Source organism: Microvenator marinus (genome assembly GCF_007993755.1).
GTDB lineage: Bacteria > Myxococcota_A > Bradymonadia > Bradymonadales > Bradymonadaceae > Allomicrovenator > Allomicrovenator marinus.
Window position 1 is genome coordinate 942,660 of the sequence record NZ_CP042467.1, and the last position, 12,513, is coordinate 955,172.

9 protein-coding genes are annotated in these 12,513 nt (G+C 54.5%); 3 read left to right on the forward strand and 6 right to left on the reverse strand.

What is annotated here, in order from left to right; genetic code table 11:
• Window positions 1-13: 13 nt before the first annotated feature.
• The 5 genes from FRD01_RS04040 to FRD01_RS04060 form a co-directional block, all read right to left on the reverse strand.
• The gene (locus FRD01_RS04040) at window positions 14-1,969 is read right to left on the reverse strand and encodes a protein kinase domain-containing protein (RefSeq protein WP_146957861.1); all 1,956 of its coding nucleotides are present in this window, start codon (window positions 1,967-1,969) and stop codon (window positions 14-16) included.
• Window positions 1,969-4,617 (reverse strand): thrombospondin type 3 repeat-containing protein, encoded by a 2,649-nt coding sequence (locus FRD01_RS04045; protein ID WP_146957863.1) that lies wholly within the window; start codon window positions 4,615-4,617, stop codon window positions 1,969-1,971. Before FRD01_RS04045 ends, FRD01_RS04040 begins: the two co-directional genes overlap by 1 nt.
• Window positions 4,618-5,127: 510 nt before the next feature.
• On the reverse strand, window positions 5,128-5,715 hold the full coding sequence (locus FRD01_RS04050; RefSeq protein WP_146957865.1) for a peroxiredoxin family protein: 588 nt from the start codon (window positions 5,713-5,715) through the stop codon (window positions 5,128-5,130).
• Window positions 5,715-6,500: an MBL fold metallo-hydrolase gene (locus FRD01_RS04055; protein WP_249755987.1), complete on the reverse strand. Its 786-nt coding sequence runs from the start codon at window positions 6,498-6,500 to the stop codon at window positions 5,715-5,717. Before FRD01_RS04055 ends, FRD01_RS04050 begins: the two co-directional genes overlap by 1 nt.
• Window positions 6,501-6,502: 2 nt before the next feature.
• Window positions 6,503-8,275: a LysM peptidoglycan-binding domain-containing protein gene (locus FRD01_RS04060; protein WP_146957869.1), complete on the reverse strand. Its 1,773-nt coding sequence runs from the start codon at window positions 8,273-8,275 to the stop codon at window positions 6,503-6,505.
• Between the two features lie 114 nt (window positions 8,276-8,389).
• On the opposite strand from FRD01_RS04060, the gene FRD01_RS04065 reads away from it, so the two are divergent.
• From FRD01_RS04065 to FRD01_RS04075, 3 genes are read left to right on the forward strand one after another with little or no spacing between them, the layout of a single operon-like run.
• Entirely contained in the window at window positions 8,390-9,322 is a 933-nt protein-coding gene (locus FRD01_RS04065; RefSeq protein WP_146957870.1) for a hypothetical protein, read from the forward strand.
• Window positions 9,323-9,375: 53 nt separating this feature from the next.
• The gene (locus tag FRD01_RS04070; protein WP_146957872.1) at window positions 9,376-10,158 is read left to right on the forward strand and encodes an MlaE family ABC transporter permease; all 783 of its coding nucleotides are present in this window, start codon (window positions 9,376-9,378) and stop codon (window positions 10,156-10,158) included.
• A gap of 11 nt (window positions 10,159-10,169) precedes the next feature.
• Entirely contained in the window at window positions 10,170-11,717 is a 1,548-nt protein-coding gene (locus FRD01_RS04075) for an MlaD family protein (RefSeq protein WP_146957874.1), read from the forward strand.
• Between the two features lie 24 nt (window positions 11,718-11,741).
• Here the strand turns inward: FRD01_RS04075 and FRD01_RS04080 are convergent, their stop codons facing one another.
• Window positions 11,742-12,461, reverse strand: a complete 720-nt coding sequence (locus FRD01_RS04080) for a metal-dependent hydrolase (RefSeq protein WP_146957876.1) — start codon at window positions 12,459-12,461, stop codon at window positions 11,742-11,744.
• Window positions 12,462-12,513: the final 52 nt, after the last annotated feature.

Consider the following 12,513-nt stretch of genomic DNA (forward strand, 5'->3'; position numbering starts at 1 on the left):
CATCTCGAGGAATTCAGAGGAACGGATTCATCAAATCATCGTCCTTTTTCTCGTCTTTCTTTTCTGCGGGTTTGGGGTCCGATTTCTTAGTCTTTTTCGGCGCGTCGTCGAGCAGAGGGATGGAGAACGGGTCTTCCTCTTTCTCCACTTTTTTGGTCTTCTTGGGTGGTTTTGGAGTCGCCAGCTTCTTCGGCTCGAGCTTCTCTTCAACCACTGGGGCAACGGCTTCGAGCTCAATCGTTCGCTCGCTGTCTTCTGCTGGAACGAGTCTGAAGGCGTCCGATTCGTAACCTTCGAGATGCACTTCAACAAAGAGCGCTTCCCCTGAGCGTTCAAGCTCGACTTCAACGGGTGTGGTGCCCTTCTCTTCTCCAGCTACAACCACGTTGGCACCAGGTGGAACCGAATCGATCTTCACTTTGACCAAGTCGAGTTCAGGCTCGGCAGGTACTTCTTCGGGCGGCACGGGTGCCTCTTCGACTTCAGGCTCTTCAACGACCGCTGGCTCGTCAACATTGCGTATCGGCTGGATAATTTCTGGAGTGGGAGCTTCCTCTTCCTTCATGGTCAAGTTGACGGCTACGAGCGCGGCCAGAACCAGAAGCAATACCAAGGACCCGATAAGCGGCACGAGAGGCAGGCTCTTCTTCTCTGCGGCGGCAATCGGGCCTGTTTGGTCCGCGCTGACTTGAGTCTGTTGAGGCGGAGGAGGCGCCGCGTTGAACATACCGCTTGCGTTCGGACCGGGTGGCATTTGCGAAAACGCACCACTCGAAGATGGACCGGGAACACTTCCAAAAGAGCCGGAAGCCGAAGGCGAACCAAATTGTTGGACCGCGCCAAAACCTCCCGACGCCGACGGACTCGGCGTTGGATTTGGGGTCGGAGCCCAGCTTCCAGAAGGGCTTGGACTAGGCACCATCGGCGGAGGCTGTGCTGTCGGAAAGCGGCTAGAAGGTGTTTTGTTTGCGGGGCTCGACGGCGTGTTCGGCATCGGGTTATGCCCGCTCATATTCTCCCGCTTCTGCCGTCTAGCCTGCAGAATATACGAGAACGAATCCTCAACCCAGGTACTCAGTCTCGAGATGGAGTAGCCGGGTGAAATCTGGTGTAGGACTCGGTCGAGGTCCAGCTTGCACGAATAGCCATCCTGATAGCGCTTGTCCGGGTCTCGCTGGAGCATCATCATCACGATTTGATTGAGCTCTTCCGGAATCTGCGGGTTAAACGCCTTCGGCGGCGGGATATCGCGCGAGAGGATGTTGTTGTAGATCTGAAACTCGTTCTCGCCGTCAAACGGAAGCTGGTTCGTGAGCATATTGTAGAGAATAATGCCCACGGCGAACAAATCCGACCTTCCGTCGATCTCCTTTGCCATCGCCTGTTCAGGCGCCATGTAGAGGAGTTTTCCTTTGATGACGCCAGCTTTGGTATGCGTCTCTTTGCCTCGGGCCTTGGCCACCCCGAAGTCGATAATCTTTACGTCACCGCCAAAACTAATCAGCACGTTATGCGGCGAGACATCGCGATGAACGATGTGTTGAGGTCTGCCATGCTCGTCGGACTTGCTGTGCGCCACATGCAAGCCCGCACAGATGCACGACGCGATGTAAACTGCGTGCTGCAACGGTACTGTTTGATTGGCCTTTTTGAGCTCTTTGAGAATCTCGGAAAGGTCCACGCTATGCACGTACTCCATCGCGATATAGTACGTGTCATCGATGCAACCGAGGTCGTAGACCTGCGCGATATTGGCGTGGTTGAGCCCGACGATAATCCGAGCCTCGTCCACGAGCATGGTGATAAATTCGTCGTTCTCCGAGAGATGCGGGAGAATTTTCTTGATGGCAACGGTCTTTTCGAAGCCCCCAACACCAGGCATCGTCGCGCGGTACACTTCAGCCATACCACCACGGGCGATCAGCTCATGAAGCGTGTACGACCCAAATTGTTGGGGAAAACTCGCCATTATCTAATCCAGTCTATATCCCTAAGTGGCATTGGATTCTCGTGAACCAACCACCATGAACTCGTTCGACGGTTATACAACCAGATTTGACTTGTGCCACTCTCAGTTTGCCCGAGCACCAGAACATTCGTGTCCGCGTCCATGCCCACTGCGGATTGCACCTCAACGATTCCCGGGGGCACAAACTCCACTGCTGTGCTCGAAGTCACGCGCCACGCGCTCGTGGCGGTTTCAGTACCTTTGGCGACGATGATAGTTTGGAGCTGGTTTGCCCGCACGCTACGCACGTCCTCAAGCAACGACGTGACCAGGGTGGTGATGGTTGAAATGGTTCGATACGGTAGCAGACATCCCACACACGAATCACCACCGGCGTATACCACGGACCCATTGAGGGGGTTATAATCTGGCTCACTGATGGTTTCAAAACCCGCAAAGATTGGGTTGATCGACACGCTTGGGAGCAGATTGGCGAGCACGAGCGACGGCTCGCCGTCGAGGTTCATCGTTGCAGCAATCGCGTCGAGTGGGTCGCCAGTCGAAGCTGGGTCCACACCGAAGAGCTCGCCTGGCATCGTGGTTGCGCTCACTATCCCACTGTTGAGGTCCACGCGCGACCATTCGTTGGTCTGACCCACCGCGCCATTCAACACGACGAGTGAACTTGCTGTGTGCCACCTCGGCAAAGAAGGACCATCGTCCACGTTGACTTCGGTCACGTCCGGGGTTCCGAGTTCGAGATACTCAACGCCTCGATTGTTCCCCTCGCCTTTGACCCAGACAATTCGCCCTGAATTCGGGAAGGCGAGCGGGTTGGTAGAATTTCCAAGCGTACTGTTCTCTTGGGAATCGGAATAGCCATCGCCATCGTCGTCTGGGTCGAGCGCATTGATGATGCTGTCATTATCGGTATCGAGTGGGAATCTATCTGTTTCATTCGGGATCCCATCACCATCGATATCAGGATCGTCCACATTATCGACGCCATCATTATCGGTATCGAGTGCGCGTGAGATGGTCAAAAGCTCGTCGTTCGGATCGGGAACCACGTCGGCATCGTTCGGAATGCTATCACCATCAATATCCGGGTCACACGCGTCACCAAAACCATCACCGTCGAGGTCGGATTGGTCCGCGTTTTCTACTTCGCGACAATTGTCGATGATATCAGAGACGCCGTCGGCATCGGCATCTAGACCGGCTGCGGCCGGCAAACACGAGAGCGAGATCACACGACCGCTGATGCTATTCGTATCACGGCTCAGAACCACAAAACTCTGGCTCGACTCCATCGAGATGAACTCGGTCGCTCCCGCGGGCCAGGTTTGATTGAGCTCTGGCACAGGGACAATCGTGCCAAACTCGTCGGTTCTAAATGCATTTCCGGTGAGCCTATCAAAGACCCAGAAGTTCCCGTTCTCGCCGGGTACTAGGAATGGATGTGTCAGGTCGTCGGGTAAGAGCCACGAGCGCGAGCTCAAGCCAGAATTCGGCTCGGCAAAGTAGATCCGCATGACCACGCCGGAAACGTGGTAGAAAAATCCGCGCTGGGTCTGAGTTCGTCCAACATGCCAACGCTCACGATCCGCGAAACTGCCGGTAGCTCTGAGTGTAAAGGTCTGGTTAGAACGGTTGTACTCCATGAGTTGCCAGCTGGTTTCTGGCCTCGGCCCCTGCCAACCTACGACCCAAATCTCCCCATTTTCGAGTGTCAAGACGTGCGGCTCATAGACGCTGCGAGAGAAGTACTCAAACGGGGTGGTTTGAGTGGTGGATACGCGATTGAACCGGCCTGCTTGAACATCGTTTGCCAAGGCGGCGCCGGGCGTTGCGAGATAACCAGTTCCGAACGCAAAAGAGCGTGCATCGTACAATCCACGGTGTAGCGCCTGTCCAGGCGTCAGCGTGCCGTCCCTGAGGTCCAAGAAGTCTACGTCTGCGCTCGGCAACCCCTGAGATTGGCCTCCGATCAAAGGGATTTGAGGAGAATTGATCAAATGAGGTAGGGCCACATTCTCGCGGCCCAGATCAATCGGGCCAAAATCGAGCACACCATCAACCGAAGGACCAAAGCAAAGCGGCGCGTCATCACACGCATCGCCCACCCCGTCGGCATCGGCGTCTTCCTGCCTTGGATTGGCATCATCCGGACAATTATCTTCGTAATCGGAAGTTCCGTCTGCGTCGGCATCGGGCAAACAGAGCCTTGTTGGAAGCCCCTCAGCGCTTGCACTCACACATGAGAGCGACTCGTTGGCGCACTCCTGGAGTTCGCAGGACGCCACACAATACGCAGCACCCGGCGTTGCAGAACATTGCGACCCTTCGGGACACGCATCCTCGGCGCAACTCTGAGTGCAAAAGCCGTCGAGACATTCTTTCTCACCGCCACATTCCGAGCTCTCTGTGCAAGCAGCACCAATGGCGAGCGAAGGCTCGGCCATATCGGCGTCCTCGGCCATATCGGGCTCAGGACCAGAATCTCCGCCCATATCCGGTTCGGCCTGATCAGGCTGGTTCATATCACCGGCATCAGGAGTGGTTGTGCCCTCCTCTGTCGGAAAACTCTCGAAGTCTAAAAAGCAGCTGCTTGAACCAAGCGCCAGCATGAGCAAAAGGCCTAGGCCCTTCGGAAATTTTTCATTCATAGTCGAACCAATATTTTCGAGGTCTGCTCTCAAAGCCAAGGCTAGCACGCTCCCGGATTGCGACGCAACTTTGCCGCCTTCGACCGGCTTCTAAAAAAATCCTCAACACTTGTCTAAAACGTCCGAAAATAAGTGTGGATGTATTTTTTCAATCGCAGCACGTGGGATTCTCAAAAATGTTGCCGTTTCTAAAGCCATTCTTCACACCCAAGGCCAAATTGAGAGCCTTGGCTGCCCCTTTTCATAACGCCTCCCTGGTGGGATTTGACCTATTCATTCCGATCGAAAACCTATCAGACGCCGAGCGAGCCCTGGCAATCATCGAGTTTTCGAAACGAAAGAAGCTTCCGATCGAGAGTTGGGAGCTACACATCGGGAGTGCTTTCCTAGGTGGCCTATTCCCCCTCCTATGTTCTTTGGGAGATGCGAACGACGTTACAATTCGGGTTGAACCGTCTCAGCTTAGGAAGTTTGAAGGCCTCGCGAAACGGCATCGCCTCCAATGCACGTTCAGAACATGCGATTCGACTCAGACCGAATCAATGCTTCGATGAGTTGTTTGACCTCGGGGCGCGTCCAGTCGTAGGCGCTTACAAAACGTGCAACGATTCGGCCTTGACGGTCGATGATATAGGTTTCGGGGATTAACTCTGTCCCGTAGCGTGGCGCCGTTCCAACCTCCGGATCCCATAAGAGGGTCATGGCGCTTCGCTCTCCGGGGAGAAATTGGTTCATGAATCCAGTCATGTCTTCGAGCTTTTGGTCATGCGAAATCGCCACCATGACCATGCCTTGATCCGCGTACTGGCGGACCAAGTTCTCCATGCTTGGCATCTCCTCGCGGCACGGCTCACAAAAACTCGCCCAGAAGTTTAAGAAGATGACCTGGCCACGATAATCCGCCAGCCGATGCGTCTTCCCATCAATACCTTGAAGCTCAAAGTTTGGCGCAGGCCTGCCGACCCACTCGCCACCGAGCTTCTCGATAGCCGACATCACAGCAGGGCTTTCGTCGAGGCTCCAAGACTTTGAGGCGAGGTAGCCGCCGGTGCTAACGAGGGCCACGATAAGCAGAATTTGTACGTGAAAGAATTTCATTACCAGCTGTTCCTAAGGTTTCGTAGGACTCTGAAAGCCGTTTCTGCGTCTGAGCTAGACTGCGCGGCCTCATCCGCCCAGATCTCAGCATGCGCACTTTTGAGCGCCTCTTGAACTTGGGCTTCGTGGGTCCTCATGAAGATATTGATCTTTCGTTCTTCGCCCAGAGTTCGGCTCAGAGATAATTCCGCATTCAACGCTTCTTTTGTGGCCTGGTCTTCTGGCAAAATATGAAGGCCAAACTCAAGGTTTCGTTGGAGATAGTGGTGGCCCGGATAATAAACGATATCCGCTGAAAGCGTCGGAAGAAGGCTATCAAATGTTTGAAAGAGGCTCTTGATATCTCCTCCAAACTTTACGTGGCCGCATCCGGCCCCGAAGATGGTGTCTCCGCTGAGCAGGTGCCTGTCTGCCAGAAACGCCACATGCCCCAATGTGTGGCCTGGGGTCTCGATGACTTGGATTTTCTGGCCACCAAGCTCAATCTCATCTCCGTGAGCAACAACCCTGTCTACGGCATGGCTCACGAGCTCGTTGACGCGCTCAAAGTCAGGCCCTGAGACGAGCTCAACGCCATCGAATGCTGCCAGAACCTCGTCGTTTCCACTCACGTGGTCTGGATGCCAATGCGTATTCAAGACCATACGAAGTGTCTTGCCGGAGTTCTTCACGAACGAGATTGCACTCTTGGCGTCCACAGGGTCCACAAGCGCCACGTCGTTCTCTCTGACCAGAGCGTAGAAATAGTTGTCCGAAATCTGACTTTTGATGGTTTCGATGTGCATCTTCAGCGCCTTCGCGGGTAAACGATGATTCGTTGACCCGGTTGTAGGAGGTTGGAACGTCTGAGTGAACGATTCCATTTCTTCAAATCATTGACGGTCACTTTGTACTTTCTGGCAATGGTCCAGAGGCTCTCACCGCGTTTGACGCGATGCCTGAACACCCGTGGTTTCGCGCGACGCGTGAGCTTTTTGTGCTCGGTACTTCCCTCGACCACGGCTTTGACGTCTTCGTCGCTCATCACGCGCGCAAGCTCTGGGCGCGTCTTAACGAAGACCTGAAGAACCATTCCGGGTTGAAGCTTGGCTGCCGGATCGAGGAAATTCCACACGAGAATATCCGACTCACGCACGCCAAGGCCCGCGGAAATCGCGGCCAGGGTATCACCCGCGTTGACCTCGTAATAAAATCGCTCGAGGCCACTCACTTTCATCGCCTTTGGTACGATGAGCGTCGGGGTTCTCGAGCGTTTCCCCCTCCAACTTCCTCGGCCCTCTTTTGGGATCAAAAGCTCAGTACCGTAAGGGACACGCTCTCTTGAGGCCAAGCCGTTGAGGGCTCGTATCACCCTTGGAGCCACGGCAAACTTTTGCGCTACGTCATCCAGCGTTTCGCCAAATAACGTGGTGTAAATCTCGTGCTCTACGTCGCCACGTACCTTGATCTTGTCGTAATTCTCTACAAATTTCGGGGTGCTCCCCTTTGGGATCCGCAAGTTGTATTCAGCACCTGGAGGTGTTTGAGCGGCGAGGAGTTCTGGATTGAGCTCGCGCAAGGTTTTGACATCCGTGCCGCTCGCGTCTGCAAAGATGCTAAGTCGAGTTCCACCTGGCACCTTGACCGTGTCAAACTCCCAAGGCTCGACCATGGTGACATGACTAAGCCCGAAAATATCCGCATTTTTGGTGACGAGTCCTGCGGCGAGCACTTTGGGCACGTAGCGCCGAGTCTCATCGTACATCCCGCCAGAGCGCTGGATATGCCAGTAGTCATTGCTATTGTACTTCTTGACGGTATTCCCAACGAGGCCGGGCCCCCCGTTATAGGCAGCAAGCGCTAGCGGCCAGGAGCCAAAACGCTCGTAGAGCCTAGTCAGATAAGCGATCGCTGCATCCGTGGCCTTCTCGGGGTCTCGCCTCTCATCTACCCATCGGTCGATTCGAAGCCCCATTTCGCTGCCCGTCGTCGGAATGAACTGCCAGACGCCTACCGCTGCAGCCGGTGAGGTTGCGCGTGGCGAAAACCCAGATTCGATCATCGCTACGAATATTAGGTCCTCTGGGAGTCCAGCGGCTCTGAGCTTCGCCAGAATCATCGGTTGATAGCGGCCCATGCGCGAGATCCATCGCGCTAGAATTGGCTTCCCTCGCCCGTCGAAGAAGTCGAGATACGCCTTGATGCTCGGGTCTTGATGCTTAGTCAGGCCGAGCACCGGGGAATGCGAAAAACGCTCTGCGACGCCAGGCACCCCCAAAAGCTCTGCGCCACGCGGAACGCGGCGTGTGGTCAGCTCGGGCACCAAGCCGTGGTCGCTCTGAATTCGGTGAAGCGCTCCGGCAGAAGGCGCGAAGAGCTCGAGCGATGCCGACTCCGTGTAAACCTTGGGTTTCAGGGCCTCGGACTCAAGTTCTTGAAGCGCTCGGATGTCTTCAAAATCTTCGGGAGCGACCTCTTCGATCACTTCTTCGTCGGTTTCTTCCTCGTCTTGCGCAGCGACGCTAAATGTTGCAAAGCTAACGAAGAAAAACCCTAGAATGGCGACTACGCACGATTTCATGCGCTTTCTTTACACTCAGACAACCGAAAGATGCAAACGGCTCGGGAATGAAAGCGTGGGTTGCCTTGGTTTAGAACGCGGCAAGAAGGCAATATACCGAGTTTTTTTCAAAGCATGATTCGAACCCTACTCATACTCATGGTGATGACATTGGCGGCCCCGGTTTGGGCGCAAGTCGTGGACACACCGCGTGCGTTTGCGCGCTACTGTGAGCTTTCGAATCTCGCTGACGCAAATTCGCTCGAACGGCTTGAGGAGAGAAAGGCACAGGTGCTTTCTCCTTTTTTGGTGCGGGTCCAGGCGCCGAATGTGCGAGCCGGTGTGTTTGACCCGGTCAGTGGTTTGATGAGTTTTGAGACAGGCGCCCAGATTCAGCTCTTTGAGGGGCATGGATTGAGCTGGGAGAGTCCCGAAACTGTGCGATTTGAGGTTACGTCTGAACAAGCGGAACTCCTGAACGCCCGATTCGTGCTCGGCCATGCAAAGCTTGAGTTCCAAGTTTTGCCGGTGAGTTATGCCGATTTTGAGCGCTCGTTTTGTGAGACAGGCGTTGAAGAGGCTTTGATCGTAGGACACGTCTTGAGTGTGAGAATCGTGGATGAAATCGGCCAACCGATGGCGAAATGGACTTCGGAACTCGGGCACAGAATCAACGTCCTTCGGGCCCACCGCTTGCCCACTTATCTCGGTGAGCTCGAACCGAGGGTTTCGGTTTCCGGCTTCAAGCTCACGCCGGACCTTCCGGCGCTCATCAAGGACCGAGCTGGCAAGACGGTTGAAGCTGAGCTCCAGACCATGCTCTTCACTTGTTATGTCAAGGGCCTGAAGCGCCACCCTCGGCTCCAAGGTGCGTTATCTGTGAGTTGGAAAACCGGCGACGCGAGGAGTCCGAGAATTTCTGTGGATTCGCTTCATAATTCCACCACAAGTGCCTGCGTGCTAAAGAAAATCTCCCGACTCGCCGAGATTCAGTTCGATGCCGTCCCGAAAAACACACAAATCTCGCTGACGATTTTCATGAAACTTGACCCGAGAAAGAGCCTCTGAAACAAGGTAGTGTCTTGAACTGAACCTCGGTTTGCCCGACACACCGGAATTGGATGTCTTCTCAGCTTAAAAAACCTATCGAGTCCCTCGGGCGCGGACTTATCAGAAATGTAGAGGAAGTTGGGCATATGGCGATTATGCTGGGCCAGACCGCCGTATGGTTGGTGCGCCCACCCTATCGCCCAAGGATCTTCCTTCAGGCACTCGATCAGGTTGGCGTCGGTTCTGTTTTCATCGTCATCTTTACGGGTATCTTCACCGGACTTGTCCTGGCCTACCAGTCGATCATCGCGTTCGCGATGTTCAATGCGCAGACTCTCGTGGGCGGAACGGTGGCCGTCTCCATGGTGCGCGAGCTCGGCCCAGTGCTCACGGGCCTGATGGTTGCTGGCCGCACAGGTAGCGCCATGACTACCGAAATCGGGACGATGAGAGTCTCTGAACAAATCGACGCGATGAGTGTGATGGCCGTCAACCCCATCCAGTATCTTGTGGCGCCTCGTGTTGTGGCTGGGTTGATTACGATTCCACTCCTGACCTTGCTCTTCAATTTCGTGGGGATCGTAGCTTCGTACGTACTTTCGGTGAATATCATGGGCATCGACCCGGGTATTTTCATCCAGAAAATTAAAGATTTCGTGACGCCTTTTGACCTCTTCGCCACAGCCCTCAAAGGGGCTTGCTTCGGGGTAGCCATCACAGTGATCGCCTGTTACAAAGGCTTCTTCGCGTCTGGTGGTGCAAAGGGCGTTGGAGAAGCCACCACGTCGAGTGTGGTGACCAGCAGCATAGCTATTCTGGTAATCGACTACATTCTCACACTATTTCTCTGGTAAGAACCACCACCATGAAACTCGCAGACCTCGCCACCCCATTTAGAGTTGGACTCCTGGTTATCGCCGGGATTGTGGCCACCATGTACATGTTCACTCAGGTGAGCTCGAAGCCTGAGGGCGACGAGGGTGTTGAGGTTTTCGTCATGCTAGACAACGCCTCGGGCCTGGCCGAACAATCATTCATTGCGATGGCTGGAATTCAGGTGGGACGGATTCAGAAGATTTCTCTCGCCGACGGACGTGCCAGAATTGACCTCTCTGTGCGCGGCGATATCCCCATTTATCAGGGCGTTCTCGGGGAAGACGGGGTTTGGAGAAATGGCGCCACTGTTCAAGCAAAACAGGTGAGCTTTATCGGGGATTATTTCCTCGAACTCACGCCTGGCATCGACGGCAAGCGGCTCGAAGACGGCGACGAAATCAAGATCGTGGTCAGCTCCACAAGCGTGGACGAGATTATGGCCAAGATGAACGATATTGCGACCGATATCTCAAAGGTCACCAATTCGCTCGCTGAGGTGTTCGGGTCTGACGAGGGCAAGGAAAGCCTGAAAGAACTCCTCGTCAACCTTCAAGTCATGGTGGAATCACTCAACCAATTTGTGGGTGAGAACACGCCGAAGCTCGACCGTATCCTCTCCAATGTTGATAATATCGCTGCGGATTTCGAGGCCCTCTCGGGGCCTTCAGCCGAGTCTGTAGAGAATATCCTTCGTGATACCGAGGCCATAGTTCAAGAGGTGCGCTTTATCGTGGGCCAGAGTTCCACAGATTTGCAGTCGGGATTGGGCACCCTGAAGGGTACATTGTCCAGGCTTCAAGCCACCCTCGACTCGTTGAATTATTCACTGCAAAACGTGCAAGATATCACTGACAAGATCAATGAAGGCGAAGGAACGTTGGGCGAGCTCGTCAACAATCCAGCAATTGCTCAGCGCACTGAAGAAATCCTGACCGATGCTGGCGATTTGTTGGGCCGCGTCACAAAACTCAAGACCATCATCGAGCTTAGGACAGAGTATCACGCACGAAATTCTCAGTTCAAAAACATCATCGGGCTAAGGCTTAAGCCAAACGAAGATAAATACTATTTGATCGAGCTCGTGGATGATTACCGAGGGTTCACCGAGATTTACACCACCGATGTCAACACGACCAATGCGGACGACCCGGACGCACAGTTCAGGGAGACCCGCGTAGAGACCACCGACCGATTCAAGGTGTCACTGCTTTACGGCCAGGCGTTTGAGATCAACCCATGGCTCGCTATCGGTGGGCGTTTCGGCCTGATTGAGAGCACTGGTGGCGTGGGTGCGGAGCTCTTCCTTCTTCCGGATCGCGCGCTGATGGTTCAAGCTGACGTGTTCTCGTTTAGCTACGATATCAATCCGCGCGTAAGAACAACGGCCACGTTGGACTTCCTCACCCATTTCTACATCGCGGCAGGTGTCGATGACATCTTCAACGACCGCACTGAGTACTTCTTCGGCGGCGGCTTGCGCTTTGACGACGAAGACCTGAAGGCGATCTTGACGACCACAGGCGTGCCGTCTCCCTGAGATTAAAAGCGGGCCAATAGCCAATCAGGTGTGTTGGCCGGGCTCGAGGGTGATGACCTCTGTATCTAGCCCGAGGTTCTTCAACTCGGCCTTGAATGCGGCAGGAGTTCCGGTCAAGAGAGGGAAAGTACCGTAATGAGCAGGGATGGCGGCCTTAACGCCGGTCAACTGGCAAGCCCACGCGGCGGCTTTCGGATCCATTGTGAAGCGGTCTCCGATGGGTAAGATTGCCAGGTCAGGCTCATGAAGCCTTCCGATCCACTCCATATCGGAAAAGAGGCACGTGTCTCCGGCTACATAAACCTTGAGGCCCGAATCAAACTTCACCACGTACCCGGCTGGCTCACCGAGATAGACCACGGTGCCATCCTCTTCCATGAACGATGACGAGTGAATCGCTTGGACCATTGAAACCTCAAGGCCCTGCTCTTCCAGCCGAACCGTTCCGCCTTTATTCATGCCGACCAGGCGCTCCTCTTCGATTCCTTTCGATTGGGCCCAAGCCGTGAGATCGAAGATACCCACGATCGGTCCCGAGCTACGTTCCGCCACGGAAAAAAGATCGCCGATATGGTCGAAATGTCCGTGCGTAATCAGAATTGTGTCTGGCGAGAGGTTGTTGAAGGTGCCCGGACAGCTTGGATTGCCCTCGATCCAAGGGTCTACAAGGGTCTTCTTTCCATCGTGCTCAAATAGGAAAGTTCCGTGTCCGAGCCAGGTAATCTTTACGTCTTTGAAATCCATAGTCTGCTCCTTTGGTTAGTTTTCGTCTTTTTGTAACAATCGTTGGCCTAAA